The following is a 17,722-nucleotide window of genomic DNA, read 5'->3' as shown; positions in this document are numbered from 1 at the left end:
CAATAGAAGAAGGGGCCAATAAAGAAAAGATTTGAGAGATCTTTGATCATTGACCGCACATGATAGAATAGAAAGACAGTAGATATGACATACATCATTTGAGGTGGCCGGTTTGCTTCATTTAATTATCATGATGATCGAGCGTGTGGGGATCATCGTTATTTTAGGATTTGTGCTTGCTCATGTGAAGGGCTTTCGCAATCTATTGCTACATAATCAAGGGTTTCGGAAAAAGGCAATCCTTGTCTTCATTTTTGCTTCTTTTAGTATTATCAGCAATTACACAGGAATTGAAATTCAGCAGCAAATTGTCATGAATCATGAGTTTTCTTATCATCTCGGCTCGTCAAGCTCTATCGCCAATACGAGAATTATGGGGATCGAAATGGGTGGTTTGATCGGGGGGCCGTTTGTAGGGATTGGCGCAGGGCTTTTAGCTGGAATCCATCGCTATACCCTAGGGGGAAGCACCGCGCTCAGCTGTGCGATTTCTTCCATTTTAGCGGGTGTCATTGCAGGCTATGTCGGCAGCAGGTTTAAGCGGAGGAATCGAATGGTGACTCCTCGCCAAGCAGCCCTTTTTGGTGTAGCGATGGAATCATTACAGATGATCATCATCCTTCTGTTTGCAAAGCCATTTGCGGATGCATGGGGGCTTGTCAGTATCATCGCTTTGCCGATGATCTTTGTGAATGGAATCGGCAGCTTTATCTTTTTATCTATTTTACAGTCAGTCATTCGGCAAGAAGAGCAGGCAAAAGCGATGCAGACACATCGTGTATTTTCGATCGCCGATCAAACACTGCCTTTTTTCCGCCAAGGGTTAAATGAACAGTCATGTAAAAGTGTGGCGGAGATCATTCATCGGTTGACTGAAACAGATGCGGTCTCCTTAACAGACACTGAAAAGATTTTAGCGCATGTCGGAGATGGAACAGATCATCATATTCCATCTAAAAGCTTGATTACGGGGCTGTCGAAACAAGTATTGATGAGCGGCAAGATTATGAAAGCACATTCGAAGGACGAAATCAATTGTTCAGTCGCCCATTGCCCTCTTGAAGCCGCAATCGTGCTGCCGCTCACTTCTAACGGTCAAACGATTGGAACGTTAAAAATGTATTTCAATTCTCCGGTCGGATTAAGCAGGGTGGAAGAGGAGCTTGCAGAAGGTTTGGCGATGCTGTTTTCCACACAGCTTGAGCTTGGGGAGGCGGAAACTCAAAGCCGCCTGCTAAAAGATGCAGAAATTAAAGCACTTCAAGCACAAGTGAACCCGCACTTTTTATTTAACGCCATTAATACCATCTCTGTTTTATGCAGAACCAATGTGGAGATGGCAAGGAAGCTGCTGCTGCAGCTAAGTATTTATTTTCGTTCAAATATGCAAGGTGCCCGCCAGCTGCTGATTCCAATGCATAAAGAGATTCAGCATGTGGAGGCATATTTATCACTCGAACAAGCAAGGTTTCCAAATAAGTACCATGTGACCTTTCAAATTGAAAAGGAGCTGGAGCAGGTGATGATTCCGCCCTTTGTGCTTCAGGTGCTTGTTGAAAACGCAGTGAGACATGCTTTTCCTAAACATCAAACGAATTGTGAAGTCATCGTATCCGCTTTGATGAAAGATGGGCATGTTTATATGAAAGTGACAGATAATGGACAGGGGATTGAAGATGATAAGATGGCTCAGCTATTAAAAGCGCCTGTCAAATCACTAGAAGGAACAGGGACAGCCCTTTTTAATTTAGATCAGCGGTTAAGAGGAATTTTTGGCAGACAAGCCGCTTTATCCATTCATAGTGACCAAGGCACTGACATCTCATTTCGCATTCCGATGGACTATGTAAAAAAGGATGATTCTCGTTGATGAAAGTATTAATCGTAGATGATGAAGTGTTAGCAAGAGATGAATTAAAATACTTATTACGAAGAACGAAAGAGGATGTTCAAATAGAGGAAGCAGAAAATATAGAATCTGCTTTTGACCGGATGGTCGACCATAAGCCGGATCTGCTCTTTTTAGACATTGATTTATCTGGTGAGAACGGATTTGATATTGCCAAAAGGCTTAACCGGATGTCTGATCCGCCAGCGGTTGTATTTGCGACAGCCTTTGATCAATATGCGCTGAAGGCGTTTGAGGTAAGTGCGCTTGATTACTTAACAAAACCATTTGATGAAGAGCGGCTGCTCCAGACCATCCAGAAGTTTAAAAAATGGAAATCTGTTGAGACGAAAGAGCACCAGCTGTCAGATGAGAAAGCGCCCCGCCAGCAAAAATTAGCGATCTCAGTCGATGACTCAATTGTGATCCTGCAAGTTGAAGAGATCATGTATGTAGGACTTATCGAGGGGAAAAAGGTCGTGAAAACAAAAAATCACATGTATGAGGTCTCAGAACCGCTTGTGGTCATTGAAAAGAAACTTCCTGAGGCTTACTTTATGAGGGTTCATCGCAGCTATATCGTGAATACCTCTCATATGAAAGAAGTACAGCCGTGGTTTAATTCGACGTATAATCTGCATATGACAGACGGGTCCATCATTCCTGTCAGCCGTACATATGCGAAAGAATTAAAGAAGTCGCTCCTGCTAGAGTAGGAGGGCTTTTTTTGTTTGTATTTCAATACTCGTTTTTTGCATTTCAGTCATTGAATCCAGCGAGTTTTATTGTAAACGCTTCATTCATTTATTTCATGCCCTATACTGAGGGCAGTCAAAGAAAGAGGTGAAGGGGCATGAGTGCCACGAAAGTATATGGATTTCTATCTCAAGCATTTATTTTTGCAACCGTAATGTTCGTTTCTAATCTCATTTCAATGTATTTACCGATTCCGATGCCCGCATCCGTCATTGGTTTGGTTCTATTATTTGTTTTGTTAACAACGAAAATCGTCAAACTAGAGCAGGTGGAGCAATTAGGTACATCATTGACAGGACTCATTAGCTTTCTATTTGTTCCCTCTGGGATCTCCGTTATTCAATCATTAGGTGTCATGCAAGAAGTGGGTGTGCAAGTCGTCGGTGTCATTATCATTGCAACCATTATGCTACTTGCAGCGACAGGGCTGTTTTCGCAGCTTCTCATGCAATTATCAGAAAGACCGCAGAAACGTAAAGAGACAAAGGAGAGTAAATCTGCTCCTTCTCATTCAAATAAACCAGCTTCAAGTACGCATTAAAGGAGAGATGCAAAATGGGTACAAGTACGATGAGCCCTTATTTTGGCATAGTCGTCTCATTGGTCGCTTTTGGAATAGGGACATTCTTATTTAAAAAATCAAAAGGCTTCTTCTTGTTCACCCCGCTGTTTGTGGCGATGGTACTAGGCATTTTATTTTTGAAAGTTGGCGGTTTTTCCTACGCAGATTATAATGAGGGCGGCAAGATTATCAAATTTTTCTTAGAGCCTGCAACGATTGCTTTCGCTATCCCGCTTTATAAGCAGAGAGCCTTGCTTAAAAAATATTGGTGGCAAATTTTATCTGCTATTTTTGTAGGTTCACTTTGTTCCATTACGATCGTATATCTCGTAGCAAAAGGAATTCATTTAGATGCGGCTGTGATGAAAAGCATGCTTCCACAAGCAGCGACAACAGCGATTGCTCTTCCAATTGCAAAGGATATTGGCGGAATCGCAGATATCACAGCCTTTGCGGTCATATTTAACGCAGTCATTGTCTATGCACTAGGTGCTTTCTTCTTAAAATTGTTTCGCATTAAAAACCCAGTGGCAAAAGGTCTTGCACTTGGTACTTCAGGACATGCGCTTGGGGTTTCTGTTGGAATTGAGATGGGAGAAGTAGAAGCAGCGATGGCAAGTATCGCCGTTGTAGTCGTAGGAGTTGTGACCGTTATCGTCATCCCAATCTTTATGCAGTTGATTCTTTGATGGCGCATGGTGTGAAAAAGTCTTGCCCAATTCGTCTCATCGTGTTAAACTGAAAAAGTTGTTTCAAGAGTTCGGTTACTTGACGGACAAATGAAAATTGTGTAGAATAGTTAACGAATTGAATAGATATCACAAGCAGAAGCACCCGCTTCTCACCTGATTGACACATGTTTGTAGTTGACAGGTTGACCGTACATTTATTTTTTCATGCAAATGTTCGCAGTGTGGGTGTTTTATATGCCCACACTTTTTGTTTGCCTGTAAAACATACAACGAAATGGTCAAAATGAATTGTGAACTCAATTCAAAATCTCATGGAGGTGGCTCACTATTAGCAAAGATCAATTAGTTAATGAAGGTATTCGTGCGCGTGAAGTTCGTTTGATCGGACAAAATGGCGATCAGCTTGGGATTAAAACCCGCCAGGAAGCTCTGGAAATTGCTGCTAAAGCTAATCTTGACCTTGTGTTAGTTGCTGCAAATGCAAAACCACCTGTTTGCCGAATCATGGACTATGGTAAGTTCCGATTCGAACAGCAGAAGAAGGAAAAAGAGGCACGTAAGAATCAAAAAATCATTAGCTTAAAAGAAGTTCGGTTGAGCCCGACAATCGATGAACATGATTTTAACACGAAGCTCCGTAATGCAATCAAATTCCTTGAAAAGGGAGATAAAGTGAAAGCTTCTATCCGCTTTAAAGGCCGTGCGATTACGCATAAAGAAATCGGACAGCGCGTGTTAGACCGTTTCTCTGAAGCTTGCGCTGAAGTAGCAACAGTAGAAACAAAACCTAAGATGGACGGACGCAGCATGTTCCTCATGCTTGCACCAAAAGTCGAAAAGTAAAGTAACAGAGGGAGGAAACATCCAATGCCAAAAATGAAAACTCACCGCGGATCTGCTAAACGTTTCAAAAAAACAGGTTCTGGTAAACTTAAACGTTCTCATGCGTACACAAGTCACTTGTTCGCTAACAAATCTACAAAGCAAAAACGTAAATTGCGTAAGAGCGCAATCGTAAGTGCTGGAGATTTCAAACGTATCAAACAACAACTTGCAAACATCAAGTAATTTGGAATAGGAATCATAGGAGGGAATTACAATGCCAAGAGTAAAAGGCGGAACTGTGTCGCGTCAGCGTCGTAAAAAGGTTCTTAAATTAGCAAAAGGTTATTTCGGTTCAAAACATAGATTATACAAAGTAGCAAACCAACAGGTGATGAAATCTGGAAACTACGCTTTCCGTGACCGTCGTCAGAAAAAACGTGACTTCCGTAAACTATGGATCACTCGTATCAACGCTGCAGCTCGTATGAACGGTCTTTCTTACAGCCGTTTAATGCATGGCTTAAAGCTTTCTGGTATCGAAGTAAACCGCAAAATGCTTGCTGACCTTGCTGTGAATGACCTAAATGCATTCAATCAGCTTGCTGATGCTGCAAAAGCACAACTAGACAAGTAAGTTTTATAAAAGATCATTCCTTCGAGGGGTGATCTTTTTTTCTCATCATGTGAGGTGAATTGAATGAATATGGCTTTAATCCTGCTGCTTATTTTAGTGAATGGCTATGGCTTTTTTCTCATGGGTGAGGACAAACGCCGGGCCAAAGCACATAAATGGAGAATTTCAGAGGCGCATTTATGGAGTGCTGCGGTTCTTTTTGGCGCTGCCGGATCGTATCTAGGAATGCAGTATTTCCGGCATAAAACAAAGCATCCTGCCTTTCAAATCGGCATGCCTGTATTAATTATTTTGCAGTTGATTCTATTGGGATATATCCAAGTTATTTGAAAAAGGAGCAGACGCCATTAGGACGGCGTGTCTGCTCCTTTTTTTTGTTTGATTTTTTTAATAGGCTGATCCCAATCAATTTTTGTTTGAGGATAACGCTCGATAATGTTTTCCTCCAGTTTTTCAAAGTCTTCTAATGTAAATTCACTCAGCTTCTCAGGTGACTCCGTCCAAACGTAAATGGAGTGGACAAACAGAGGATGATCCTTAGAAGGAACATGCTTCTCCCCTTCAAACAAGACACCTTTATAGACGAAATTAAAATTTTTGCGCGCATTTTGCTGTTCGTCCATAAAATAAAAGCCTTCTTTTAATTGTGCTTGCTTCAGCTTTCTTCTCGGATTTGAGAAGAATTTTACCGCCATGTAGAAGATGTAGACAAGCAGTGCAACAAGAGCTAGTCTCATGAGGATTACAAACATGACAGGATGCACCTCCAATACCGTTATCTGATGTACTACGAATGAAAACGCCAAAAGGTTTCAACTTTTTTTAAAAAAATATTTCGTAAAACGAAAAAATATTCATAAAAAGATCGTATTGAACGAAAGAGGTTTTGTATAATAAGAATGCACCATGAAGATAAAGGAGGATAAATGGAATGACAAAGCTCGATCAAACATTAACTATGCTGAAAGACCTAACGGATGCAAAAGGGATTCCAGGAAATGAACGTGATGTCAAAAAAGTCATGCAGACATACATAGAATCATATGCAGATGAAGTCTCTACAGACCGCCTTGGCAGCTTGATCGCTAAAAAGGAAGGAAACGCTAACGGACCTAAAATTATGCTCGCTGGTCACTTAGATGAAGTAGGATTCATGGTGACAAAAATTGATGACAAAGGCTACATTCGTTTTCAAACAGTCGGCGGCTGGTGGTCACAAGTCATGCTCGCCCAGCGTGTCACCATTGTGACGAAAAAGGGAGAGATCACAGGGGTAATTGGTTCAAAGCCACCACACGTCTTGTCACCTGAAGCTCGTAAAAAGTCAATTGAGATTACGGATATGTTTATTGATATTGGGGCGTCAAGCAAAGAACAGGCAATGGAGTGGGGCGTGCTGCCTGGAGATCAAATCGTTCCTTACTTTGAGTTTACAGTCATGAATGATGAAAAAATGCTCCTTGCAAAAGCATGGGACAACCGTATTGGCTGTGCAGCGGCCATTGATGTCATGAAAAACTTACACAATGCTCAGCATGAGAATATTGCTTACAGCGTCGCAACTGTCCAAGAGGAAGTAGGCCTGCGCGGAGCCAAAACAGCAGCGGCTACAATTCAGCCGGATATTGGATTTGCCATTGATGTAGGTGTAGCAGGAGATACACCAGGCATCACTGAGAAAGAAGCAACTAGCAAACTTGGCAAAGGCCCAACGATTGTTGTATTTGATGCTTCAATGGTCTCTCATAAAGGACTTCGTGATTTTGTTGTCCAAACAGCTGATGAGCTGAACATTCCTTATCAATATGACTCAATGCCTGGCGGTGGGACAGATGCTGGCGGTATTCATTTAACAGGTCATGGAGTTCCATCACTATCTATCGGGATTCCGAGCAGATATATTCATACCCATGCTGCAATGATTCACCGAGATGATTATGAAAATGCAGTGAAGCTTTTAACAGAAGTGATCAAAAGACTTGATCAAAAAACCGTTGAACAGATTACGTACGGTTCTTAAGTAAGAATGCCTTTCCTCAGTACAGGGGAAAGGCTTTTTTTATTGAATTTCCCAGGAAATGAACGGTGTGTTCAAGTTGAGCCAAAAGAACTGTTTTTGGTAAAAGAAGAGAGTGTTTCCTAGTGAATAAGGCACATGTGATCGAGCGTTTATTTTTGTAAGATGAAAGCAATAAAAAGGACAGAGCTAGAATGCCCTGTCAAAAGAGAGTTTATGGAAGTAGGTGAAGCTACCTTAAGAATAAACACATTATTCTTATTTGTCAACTTGGTTTTAAAAGAAAGAAAAACCAATCAATTTATGTTATATTTGTAACAAATTGTTTATACAAAGGGGATGGTTAAATGAATGCGGTTACAATTGTAATAGGATCTATGTGTATTTTAGCGATTGCCTATCGTCTTTATGGCACATTTATGATGGTCAAGGTATTAAAGGTCACAGATGATCATCCTACACCGGCTCACACGCTAGAGGACGGGAAAGATTATGTGCCGACAAATAAATGGGTCACATTTGGGCATCACTTTGCTGCGATTGCAGCTGCTGGTCCGTTAGTGGGTCCGATTTTAGCCGCTCAATTTGGATATTTACCTGGTCTCCTTTGGCTTTTAATTGGTGCAGTCATAGGCGGAGCTGTACATGATCTAGTCGTCTTATTTGCGTCGATGCGAAAAAAGGGGAAATCATTATCAGAGGTAGCGAAGGAAGAGCTGGGACCTGTTGCCGGGTTTTGTACAGGGCTTGCGATGCTGTTTATTATTACCATCACAATGGCAGGTTTGTCTATGGTTGTGCTTCATGCTTTAGAACGTAACCCTTGGGGGACATTTGCAGTTGGAATCACGATTCCGATTGCAATGGGGGTTGGTCTGTATTATAAAAAAACAGGCAATTTAAAGCTGGCGACATCTGCGGGATTTATTTTGCTGATGTTTGGTGTATTCCTTGGGCCAAATATTCAAGGAACGGCACTAGGTGATTTTTTAACACTTGATACAAAAACGCTTGCTCTTGCCCTGCCGATCTATGCCTTTTTTGCTGCGGCTCTGCCAGTTTGGCTGCTGCTTGCACCGAGGGACTATTTAAGTAGTTTTATGAAAATTGGTGTATTCATTGCGCTGATTGCCGGAATCTTTGTCGTGAATCCGTCTATTCAATTCCCGGCGTTTACAGAGTTTGTGAATGGAGGAGGACCTGTATTAGCTGGTCCTGTCTGGCCATTTATTTCGATTACCATTGCTTGCGGTGCTATTTCTGGTTTCCACGCATTTGTTGGTTCAGGGACAACACCTAAGATGCTGGACCGATGGAGTGATATGAAGCCTGTTGCGTTTGGCGCAATGCTTGTGGAATGCTTAGTTGGGATTATGGCTTTAATTGCGGCTACTGCCCTGCATCCAGGAGATTATTTTGCGATAAACAGTACACCAGAAGTGTTCCGAACACTCGGTATGAGTGTCGAAAACCTTCCGCAGCTGAGTAAGGAAATCGGCCTTGACTTAGAAGGAAGAACGGGTGGTGCCGTGACATTGGCGGTAGGGATGGCGTATATCTTTACGGGGATTCCGTTCTTTAGTCATTTGGCTTCTTACTTCTTCCAGTTCGTCATTATGTTTGAGGCTGTCTTTATTTTAACTGCTATTGATGCGGGGACACGTGTGGCACGCTACTTGATTCAAGACTTCTTAGGTGAAGCATATAAACCGCTTAAACGAACTGACTGGGTACCTGGTTCGGTGTTTGCAAGTGCGCTTGCTTGTTTTATGTGGGGATACTTACTTTATTCAGGAGACATCGGGTCTATTTGGGCGCTGTTTGGGGTTTCAAATCAGTTAATGGCCTCGGTTGGTTTAATCATTGGGGCAACCGTTGTATTAAAAATTGCAGATAAAAGGCGATATATGCTGACTTGTTTAATTCCGCTTGCTTACTTATATGTGACGGTGAATTATGCAGGCTATTGGATGGTAGCGAATGTATATCTCAATCCTGAAGCATCCGGTTACAGCGTGCTGAATGCGGTGCTGTCGATCATTATGCTGATCTTAGGTTTTGTGATTATTGTGTTTGCGATGAAAAAATGGGTTGAAATCTGGCGTGATCCAGCGCTTCGAATGGAAACGCCTATCACTGGCTAAATGAAAAAGGCCGGCTTGCTTTTATAAGCAAACCGGCTTCTTTTATTGCTGCTGCTGAGGCTTTAAGCCTTGTTCTAATGTTTCAAGGATCTCATTTTTCTCGTTTTCTGATGCTTCTTGCCATAGCACTTCGAACAACACGCCAAGGCCTGGCAGCATTTTTTCCTCGCCACTTTGAATAGCATCTAAAATCGTATGCTCAAGCTGTTCTTGATTATGGCCAGTAATGTTTTGAATGACTGCGCCTCTTAAATTAAAATCCATTGCCCACACTCCTTTTTTGATGGTAATAGCCCTATTCTGTCTCAAAGACAGGTTTATTATGTAGTGTGCATGAGATATAATAAATTCATGATAATTAAAGGAGTTAACGTCGCTTGAAATATATAGAATCAGCTAAAAACACAAACATTAAACAGTGGAAGAAGCTCCATACGAAAAAAGAACGAACGAAAACGGGGCTGTTTCTCGTTGAGGGAATACATTTAGTCGAAGAAGCATTAAAGAGCGGGATCGTGAAGGAATTAATGGTCACCTCGCCCGATATGCTTCCTTCTCATATCCAGCCAGACATTGAGCTTTATGAACTGAGCGAAGAGGCCTTTTCTGCCATGACAGAAACAGAAACGCCTCAGCACATTGCCGCGGTCTGTGCAGTTCCTGTTTTTGAAGAAAAGAAGGTTGAACGGCTTCTTTTATTAGACGCAGTACAGGACCCTGGGAATTTAGGCACACTCATTCGAACAGCAGATGCCGCTGGCCTTGATGCCGTGATCGTAGGAGAAGGAACAGTTGATGCGTTTAACGGAAAAACGCTCCGTTCGGCACAAGGGTCTCATTTTCACCTGCCTATCTTAAAGCAAACTCTTCAACAGGCGATCACGGAGCTGAAAGAACGAGGCATACCTGTATACGGAAGTGCTTTAAAAGATGCGAAAGAGTATAGAAGCGTAACGGCAGAAGGTCCGTTTGCATTAATTGTTGGAAATGAAGGGGCTGGTATTGACCCAGAGATTCTGCAAATGACAGACCAAAATTTATATGTACCAATGTATGGGCAGGCAGAATCATTAAATGTAGCTGTTGCAGCCGCTGTTCTTGTTTATCATTTGCGTGGATAATGTTGCAACATGCGTTTATTTTCACTATAATAAAACTAATATTTTAAAAACCATGATAGAGGAAGATTGTTTCAAGAAGCGGCCTTTTAGGGAGAATGCATCGTAGACTGAAAGTGCATTTAAGGAATGCTGAAACAGGAATTCACCTCTGGAGTTGTCACCGGGACCGCAGGCTTTGCGTAAAGGTGGACCGGATTCGTTTGATTCCGTTATGTCAATGAAGCTTATTCGCACATGCATTTGTGCTTAACAAGGGTGGTACCGCGACCACAACTCGTCCCTTCTTTTATGGAGGAACGAGTTTTTTTATTGTCTTCAAACGATCAAACAGCCGTTTATCCGAGCGGTTTTGTATATCAAAAGGAGGATCACACTCATGCAAGAAACGTTAAAACAGCTTGAAACAGAGGCGATAGCGAAGGTTGAAGCAGCTAGCTCGCTCAAAGAGGTCAATGACATTCGTGTTCAATACTTAGGGAAAAAAGGACCGATTACAGAAGTACTTCGCGGAATGGGCAAGCTCTCCGCAGAAGAAAGACCGAAAATGGGTGCACTTGCAAACGAAGTAAGAGAGCAGATTGCTAGTGCCATTGCTGAAAAAAATGAACAGCTGGAAAAAGAAGAAGTGAAGAAAAAACTTGCTTCTCAAACGATCGATGTTACTTTGCCGGCAAGTCCAATCAAAATGGGAGCAAGACATCCATTAACGATAGTTGTCGAAGATATTGAAGATTTATTTATCGGAATGGGCTACACCGTTGAGGAAGGTCCTGAAGTGGAAACGGATTATTATAACTTTGAAGCATTGAATCTTCCAAAGGAGCATCCGGCACGTGATATGCAGGACAGCTTCTATATTACCGAAGATACACTGATGAGAACACAAACATCACCAGTACAAGCACGTACACTTGAGAAATATAAAGGACAAGGTCCTGTGAAGATCATCTGTCCTGGGAAAGTATATAGACGTGACAGTGATGACGCGACTCATTCACATCAATTTATGCAAATTGAAGGGCTTGTCGTCGATCACAATATTAGCATGAGTGATCTAAAAGGAACGCTGGAGACAGTCGCAAGAAAAATGTTTGGGGAAGATCGTGAAATTAGACTGCGTCCAAGCTTTTTCCCTTTCACAGAACCATCTGTCGAAGTCGATGTGTCTTGCTTTAAATGCGGCGGGAAGGGCTGTTCTGTATGTAAAGGAACAGGCTGGATTGAGATTTTAGGTGCAGGAATGGTTCATCCGAATGTCCTGAAAATGAGCGGGTTTGATCCAGAAACTTACCAAGGCTTTGCTTTTGGAATGGGTGTGGAACGGATCGCGATGCTGAAATACGGCATTGATGATATTCGCCATTTCTACACAAATGACATTAGATTCACAAAGCAATTCAAGCAGGACTAAGAGGAGGAAATCAACATGTTTGTTTCATATAAATGGTTAGAAGACTATGTCGATTTAGAAGGCATCAAGCCGGCTGAATTAGCAGAAAAAATCACAAGAAGCGGAATTGAAGTGGAAGCCGTTGAATATAAAGGCGAAGGCATCAAAGGAGTTGTCGTTGGACACGTCATTGAACGTGAACAGCATCCGAATGCGGATAAATTAAACAAATGTCTTGTTGATATCGGCGAAGACGCACCGGTGCAAATTATTTGCGGGGCTCCGAATGTGGAGAAAGGACAGTATGTGGCCGTCGCAACGGTTGGCGCAGTCCTTCCTGGCAACTTTAAAATTAAAAAAGCAAAACTGCGCGGTGAAGAGTCTCATGGCATGATTTGTTCTCTGCAAGAATTAGGCGTAGAGAGCAAGCTCGTACCAAAGGAATATGCAGAAGGGATTTTTGTTTTTCCGAATGACGTGAAACCAGGGGATGATGCTCTTCAAGCACTTCAATTAGATGATGCGGTACTTGAGCTTGGCTTAACACCAAACCGTGCCGATGCCCTGAATATGCTGGGTGTGGCTTATGAGGTTGCCGCCATTTTAGGAAGAGATATCAAGATTCCTGATACAGCACATGACACTTCTTCCGAAAAAGCAGCAGACTATATTTCTGTTAAAATTGAGGATCAAGAAGCGAATCCACTTTATGCAGCGAAGATCATTAAAAATGTAAAGGTTGGACCAGCACCGCTTTGGATGCAAACAAGATTGATGAATGCAGGCATCCGTCCAATTAACAACGTTGTGGATATTACAAACTTTGTACTGCTTGAATACGGCCAGCCGCTTCATGCCTTTGATTATGACCGCTTTGGTTCAAAGCAGGTGGTCGTTCGTAAAGCGTCTGACAGCGAAATCATTCAAACACTCGATGAGCAAGAGCGTACATTGTCATCAAAGCATCTTGTCATCACGAATGGAACGAAAGCGCACGCGGTAGCAGGCGTCATGGGCGGCTTCGAATCAGAGGTACGGGATGAGACGACGACGATTCTTTTAGAAGCGGCATATTTCAACGGTCAAACAGTCCGTCAAGCATCTAGAGACTTAGGGCTTCGCAGTGAATCAAGCACACGATTTGAAAAAGGCCTCGATCCGCAGCGTACGAAACCGGCAGCAGAAAGAGCAGCTCAATTGATCAGCATGTATGCAGGCGGTGAAGTGCTAAGCGGTACAGTTGAGGAAAATCACCTTGAAGCAAGTATGAATGTCATCCACGTATCAACTGAGCGTGTGAACAAGGTGCTTGGAATGAGCATTTCAAAAGAAGATATGATTCAGATTTTCAACAAATTAGGCTTTACAGTGGGCGAATCAAATGATGTTCTTGTCGTAACAGTTCCTTCCCGCAGAATGGATATTACGATTGAAGAAGACCTCATTGAAGAAGTCGCAAGATTATACGGCTACGATAATATTCCATCTACACTGCCTGCGACAGCCGGCACTGTTGGCGGTCTCACCCCATACCAAGTAAAGCGCAGAAAGGTAAGACGTTTCTTAGAGGGCGCAGGACTTTCTCAAGCGATTACGTATTCATTGACAAATCAGCATAAGTCCACAGCTTTTGCCCTGCATCCAGCTTATGAAACGAGACTTTCTCTGCCAATGAGTGAGGAACGCAGTGTGTTAAGACAAAGTCTTCTGCCAAACTTACTTGATTCTGTAGCATATAACTTGGCAAGACAAGCTGATTCATTTGGATTTTATGAAACGGGCTCTGTTTTCTTAGCAGAAGCTGAAGGGGCAAAACCAGTGGAAAAAGAACATGTCGCTGGTGCGCTGACAGGCTTATGGCATAAAAATCTTTGGCAGGGCGAGAAAAAAGCTGTCGACTTTTATGTAGCGAAAGGAATTGCTGAAGGATTGTTTGAAAAGCTTGGTGTGTCAGACCAAATCACATATGTTCAAGCAGAGCGTGAGGGTCTTCACCCAGGGCGAACTGCAGATGTTCACTTAAATGGTCAAGTCATTGGCTTTGTTGCCGCACTGCATCCAGTCGTTGAAAAGGAATTGGATTTAAAAGAAACGTATGTCTTCGAGTTTGATTTAACAGATGTGATGACATCTGAAACGAAGGATATGAAATATACAGCGATTCCGAGATTCCCTGCTGTGACAAGAGATATTGCACTTGTTGTCGATCAGCATATCTCAAGCGGACAGCTGGAGCGTGTGATCTATGAAGCAGGCGGTCAATTACTCACAGACCTATCTGTATTTGATGTATACGAAGGGGAACATATGGAAGAAGGCAAAAAATCTGTTGCATTCTCACTTCAATATTTAAACCCTGAACAAACGTTGACCGAGGAAGAAGTCACAGCTGTTCATACAAAAGTATTGAAAGCACTAGAAGATACGTATCAAGCCGTCTTACGCGGGTAAAGAAAAAAAGCTATGGCCTCATGGGGGACTGACCCCATAAGATGAGACAAATAAAAAACACCTTCAAGTTTGAAAACGGATCGTTGTAATCCGAAATAAAACATGGAGGTGTTTTTTCTATGGGGACAAGAGTGAGTTATCCGGTTGAAGTCAAACAGAAGGCTGTAGAAATGAGATTGGCAGGCGTATCAATGAAAGAGATTTTGCGGGAATTGAATATCAAAAATAAAACGCAGGTTCAGACATGGGTGAGGTGGCATAAGGCTGGGGATACACACCGGTTCGAACAGCCTGTTGGAAAACAATATACCCATAGAAAGGGTCCCGAGTACTCTTCCGAATTAGAGAGACTGCAGGCAGAAAATCGCTATCTGAGTCAACAGAATGAAGTTTTAAAAAAGTACAACGAATTGGAAAGGAAGTTGATAAGGAAACGTCAATCAAACTGGTAGAAGAATTGTGCAAAACGATGACAGTACAGGACATCTGTGTCCATTTAGGCGTCTCACGCGCTTCGTACTATAGATGGAAAAAGAATCTGAATCAGAATCATTCTAAAAGACAACTAGAGAAACAAATCGGCACGTTGTGCCGAGAGCACAAGTATCGATATGGATACCGAAAAATCACAGCCTTACTAAAAGTGAGAATGCGTATTAACCATAAAACTGTTCAACGTATCATGCAGAAAAACCAGTGGCAGTGCCGGGTTAAAATGAAAAAGCGTAAGAAAAATGGGCAGCCCTATGCTGTGGCTGGTAATATACTGGATCGGAACTTTCAGTCTGATCGCCCTCTTGAAAAACTAGTAACGGACATCACGTATTTGCCTTATGGACAGAAACAATTGTACCTTTCCAGTATATTGGATTTATATAATGGAGAAGTGATTGCGTTTACGATTGGTGATAAGCAGGACACAGACTTTATTTTAAACACACTTGATCAGCTCCCAGCACTGCCTGAAAACTGTGTGTTACATAGCGACCAAGGTTCTGTGTATACATCTTACGAGTATCAGAAAGCTGTTCATATAAAAGGCATTACCATGAGCATGTCCCGTAAAGGGACGCCCGCTGATAATGCCTCCATCGAATCGTTTCATTCCTCGCTAAAGTCTGAAACGTTCTATCTTAACAGTATTGATCGAACTACGACCACCATCGTAGAACGCACTGTCAAAGAATACATTTATTATTATAACAACATTCGTATTCAAACAAAACTAAACAACCAATCACCGATCAACTATCGGCAATTGGCTGTATAAAGGTGTTTTGATCCCTGTCTCAAAAACGGGGGTCAGTCCCTGGGCCCTAGCTTTTTTCATAGCATTTTTTTCGCTTTTTGTGTGTTGGCAAAATGCAGCTTTGTAAATTGACGTAAAGCATCTTCACCATGCATTTTGATGAGCTTGGCGGCGGCCTTATCTACATGAGGACCGGCCCCTTTTGGGATGTCAAAGCCTGCAGCCTGTGATAATTTGTCCATTTCAATTAAAAAGGCGTACCTTGCGATAATGGAAGCTGCAGCGACTGACAAATGGATGCCTTCTGCTTTTGTACTAAAATACGTCCGCTCCCGAATAATTTTTTTCCCGGCAAGATGCTTGAAATAAATGCCTGGTTCTGCAAATTGGTCAATCAAAATGGCTTCAGGCTGCTTTCCATCGAGTTTTTCTAGCACAGAAGTGATGACTTGGTTATGAAGCAGTGCCTTCATTTTTCCTTGACTCATGCCCTTTTCCTGCATCGTATTGTACTTTTCATTTCGGAGAACGAGAAGACTGAACGGAATGGTTTTGATGAGATCCTTGGCAATGTTGATAATTTGCGGATCCTTTAATCCTTTTGAGTCTTTTACGCCAAGCTCTTTCATTAAAGCAAGCTGGCTGGCATCAACATAGGCCGCACAGACTGTGATCGGTCCGAAATAATCACCTGTACCTACTTCATCTGAACCGACGACCGACATGGAAGCAATGCCGGGCGGCGGACTGTATTTTGTGACAGTAGGTGATTTTTGACTTTTCGTATCAGCTGCTTGTAAATGGCTGAATTGACTGGCTTCAGCTTCTGCCTTTTGCCCTTGAAAGAGCACTTTCCCAGATCGATAAGCTGTAATCGTACAGCCAGGGACTTTTGCTTGAAAGAGGGCGCCTGGCGGCAAAGTGTCTGTTAAATGGTGCGCATACGCGCTCTTCATTTTTTTGAGGTCTTCTGATGTTGCTTTTAAAACGGATTGGGGCACAGTGGATAACTCCTTTTTACCTTGATATCATTGATTTCTAAAGTGTACCATAACAGGTAAGGGCTCGTCTTTCCATTCAATGTCTAAACATGTTATGATAGAGACTAGGATTCTCGTGGAATGGAGGAGAAACGTTGTCTGACGGCGGTAAAACGAAAACAACAGTTGAGATATACGGACAGTCCTATACGATCATCGGTCAAGAAACGAAGATGCATATGCGGCATGTTGCGTCAATTGTTGATGATAAAATGAGAGAAATAAATGAAAAAAATCCATACCTTGATATAAACAAATTAGCTGTACTGACAGCAGTCAATGTCGTCCACGACTACTTGAAATTAAAAGAGCAATACGAAAAATTAGAGATTCAGCTAAAAGAAAAGGAATGAAATTACCGTGATCGATATCATCATTTTGTTTTTGCTTCTTATGGGAACGCTTGTCGGTCTAAAACGCGGGTTTATTCTTCAATTTATTAAATTGATCAGCTTTGTTGTTTCTATCTTAGTGGCGTCCATGTTTTATCAGTCACTGTCACCACAGCTTACGTGGATTCCGGCACCTAATTTTAGTGGCGGTCAACCGCAGCTCGCTTTCTTTAGCGGGAATCTAGAAACAGCTTATTATAATACCATTGCGTTTATCATTCTGTTTATCTTGACCAAAATCCTGCTCGCCATCATTGGCGGATTGCTCACAACCATTGCAAGTATACCTGTGATTAAACAGGTGAACAAACTGCTTGGCGGTGTTTTAGGATTTCTTGAAACCTATTTATTTGTGTTTATTCTATTGTTTGTCGCTGCATTACTTCCAGTAGATGCGCTGCAAACAATGATGAGCAAATCAATGTTAGCAGATGTGATCGTAAACAACACCCCTTACCTGTCCGGTCTTGTCAAAGACCTATGGTCGACGTATGGAGTTTAAAAACTTCTCCTTTCCTGGAGAAGTTTTTTCTCATTCCATGACAGAAAGTTGTAGGATGA

General features: G+C 42.2%; 19 protein-coding genes and 1 other annotated feature. Of the genes, 16 read left to right on the top strand and 3 right to left on the bottom strand.

From position 1 onward, the window contains the following. Positions 1 to 112 precede the first annotated feature (112 nt). From MHH61_RS02935 to MHH61_RS02900, 8 genes are all read left to right on the top strand, one after another. Positions 113 to 1,870 (top strand): sensor histidine kinase, encoded by a 1,758-nt coding sequence (locus tag MHH61_RS02935; protein ID WP_125587147.1) that lies wholly within the window; start codon positions 113 to 115, stop codon positions 1,868 to 1,870. Then, entirely contained in the window at positions 1,867 to 2,604 is a 738-nt protein-coding gene (locus MHH61_RS02930; protein ID WP_125587146.1) for a LytTR family DNA-binding domain-containing protein, read from the top strand. Before MHH61_RS02935 ends, MHH61_RS02930 begins: the two co-directional genes overlap by 4 nt. A gap of 137 nt (positions 2,605 to 2,741) precedes the next feature. Next, positions 2,742 to 3,185, top strand: a complete 444-nt coding sequence (lrgA, locus tag MHH61_RS02925; RefSeq protein WP_024425718.1) for an antiholin-like murein hydrolase modulator LrgA — start codon at positions 2,742 to 2,744, stop codon at positions 3,183 to 3,185. Positions 3,186 to 3,199: 14 nt separating this feature from the next. Next, positions 3,200 to 3,895, top strand: coding sequence for an antiholin-like protein LrgB (lrgB, locus tag MHH61_RS02920; RefSeq protein ID WP_024425719.1), 696 nt, complete (start codon positions 3,200 to 3,202; stop codon positions 3,893 to 3,895). A gap of 127 nt (positions 3,896 to 4,022) precedes the next feature. Continuing rightward, positions 4,023 to 4,154 (top strand) — a sequence feature (ribosomal protein L20 leader region). A gap of 71 nt (positions 4,155 to 4,225) precedes the next feature. After that, positions 4,226 to 4,741 carry a translation initiation factor IF-3 gene (infC, locus tag MHH61_RS02915; RefSeq protein WP_024425720.1) on the top strand — a complete coding sequence of 172 codons (516 nt, stop codon included), beginning with the start codon at positions 4,226 to 4,228 and terminating at the stop codon, positions 4,739 to 4,741. A gap of 24 nt (positions 4,742 to 4,765) precedes the next feature. Continuing rightward, the gene (gene rpmI / locus MHH61_RS02910; RefSeq protein WP_003216324.1) at positions 4,766 to 4,966 is read left to right on the top strand and encodes a 50S ribosomal protein L35; all 201 of its coding nucleotides are present in this window, start codon (positions 4,766 to 4,768) and stop codon (positions 4,964 to 4,966) included. Positions 4,967 to 4,997: 31 nt separating this feature from the next. Then, complete coding sequence (rplT, locus tag MHH61_RS02905) at positions 4,998 to 5,357, top strand: 50S ribosomal protein L20 (protein WP_007501659.1); 360 nt, start codon at positions 4,998 to 5,000, stop codon at positions 5,355 to 5,357. 63 nt (positions 5,358 to 5,420) lie between these two features. Then, positions 5,421 to 5,687: a DUF1294 domain-containing protein gene (locus tag MHH61_RS02900; protein WP_024426128.1), complete on the top strand. Its 267-nt coding sequence runs from the start codon at positions 5,421 to 5,423 to the stop codon at positions 5,685 to 5,687. A 17-nt stretch (positions 5,688 to 5,704) separates the two neighbouring features. Here MHH61_RS02900 and MHH61_RS02895 read toward each other — a convergent pair whose 3' ends face one another. Beyond that, on the bottom strand, positions 5,705 to 6,109 hold the full coding sequence (locus MHH61_RS02895) for a hypothetical protein (RefSeq protein WP_024426127.1): 405 nt from the start codon (positions 6,107 to 6,109) through the stop codon (positions 5,705 to 5,707). 179 nt (positions 6,110 to 6,288) lie between these two features. On the opposite strand from MHH61_RS02895, the gene MHH61_RS02890 reads away from it, so the two are divergent. Then, the gene (locus MHH61_RS02890) at positions 6,289 to 7,377 is read left to right on the top strand and encodes a M42 family metallopeptidase (RefSeq protein ID WP_039180527.1); all 1,089 of its coding nucleotides are present in this window, start codon (positions 6,289 to 6,291) and stop codon (positions 7,375 to 7,377) included. A 344-nt stretch (positions 7,378 to 7,721) separates the two neighbouring features. Continuing rightward, the gene (gene cstA, locus MHH61_RS02885) at positions 7,722 to 9,518 is read left to right on the top strand and encodes a carbon starvation protein CstA (RefSeq protein ID WP_041086552.1); all 1,797 of its coding nucleotides are present in this window, start codon (positions 7,722 to 7,724) and stop codon (positions 9,516 to 9,518) included. 42 nt (positions 9,519 to 9,560) lie between these two features. Here the strand turns inward: cstA and sspI are convergent, their stop codons facing one another. Continuing rightward, positions 9,561 to 9,782, bottom strand: a complete 222-nt coding sequence (gene sspI, locus MHH61_RS02880) for a small acid-soluble spore protein SspI (RefSeq protein WP_024425725.1) — start codon at positions 9,780 to 9,782, stop codon at positions 9,561 to 9,563. A gap of 113 nt (positions 9,783 to 9,895) precedes the next feature. Here sspI and MHH61_RS02875 point away from each other — a divergent pair, with 113 nt between their 5' ends. The 4 genes from MHH61_RS02875 to MHH61_RS02860 all read left to right on the top strand — a co-directional run bounded on the left by MHH61_RS02875 (position 9,896) and on the right by MHH61_RS02860 (position 15,750). After that, on the top strand, positions 9,896 to 10,639 hold the full coding sequence (locus MHH61_RS02875) for an RNA methyltransferase (protein ID WP_125587145.1): 744 nt from the start codon (positions 9,896 to 9,898) through the stop codon (positions 10,637 to 10,639). Between the two features lie 376 nt (positions 10,640 to 11,015). Further along, positions 11,016 to 12,050: a phenylalanine--tRNA ligase subunit alpha gene (gene pheS, locus MHH61_RS02870; RefSeq protein WP_041107190.1), complete on the top strand. Its 1,035-nt coding sequence runs from the start codon at positions 11,016 to 11,018 to the stop codon at positions 12,048 to 12,050. Between the two features lie 15 nt (positions 12,051 to 12,065). Then, on the top strand, positions 12,066 to 14,480 hold the full coding sequence (gene pheT / locus MHH61_RS02865; RefSeq protein ID WP_125587144.1) for a phenylalanine--tRNA ligase subunit beta: 2,415 nt from the start codon (positions 12,066 to 12,068) through the stop codon (positions 14,478 to 14,480). Positions 14,481 to 14,599: 119 nt separating this feature from the next. Next, a protein-coding gene (locus MHH61_RS02860; RefSeq protein ID WP_149125678.1) for an IS3 family transposase occupies positions 14,600 to 15,750 on the top strand; the annotation gives its coding sequence in 2 pieces (ribosomal slippage) (positions 14,600 to 14,873 and positions 14,873 to 15,750; 1,152 coding nt in all). 56 nt (positions 15,751 to 15,806) lie between these two features. On the opposite strand, the gene rnhC is transcribed toward MHH61_RS02860, so the two are convergent. Further along, positions 15,807 to 16,730 (bottom strand): ribonuclease HIII, encoded by a 924-nt coding sequence (gene rnhC, locus MHH61_RS02855; RefSeq protein ID WP_125587580.1) that lies wholly within the window; start codon positions 16,728 to 16,730, stop codon positions 15,807 to 15,809. Between the two features lie 134 nt (positions 16,731 to 16,864). Here rnhC and zapA point away from each other — a divergent pair, with 134 nt between their 5' ends. Both zapA and MHH61_RS02845 read left to right on the top strand, forming a co-directional pair. Beyond that, entirely contained in the window at positions 16,865 to 17,122 is a 258-nt protein-coding gene (gene zapA / locus MHH61_RS02850; protein ID WP_012010831.1) for a cell division protein ZapA, read from the top strand. 7 nt (positions 17,123 to 17,129) lie between these two features. Next, complete coding sequence (locus MHH61_RS02845; RefSeq protein ID WP_125587581.1) at positions 17,130 to 17,663, top strand: CvpA family protein; 534 nt, start codon at positions 17,130 to 17,132, stop codon at positions 17,661 to 17,663. The last annotated feature ends 59 nt before the right edge of the window (positions 17,664 to 17,722 follow it).

Source organism: Bacillus sp. FSL K6-3154, from assembly GCF_040869395.1.
Classification (GTDB): Bacteria; Bacillota; Bacilli; order Bacillales; family Bacillaceae; genus Bacillus; species Bacillus safensis.
The sequence above is the reverse complement of the archived record's forward strand: the minus strand, read 5'-3'. Positions and strand labels throughout refer to the sequence as shown.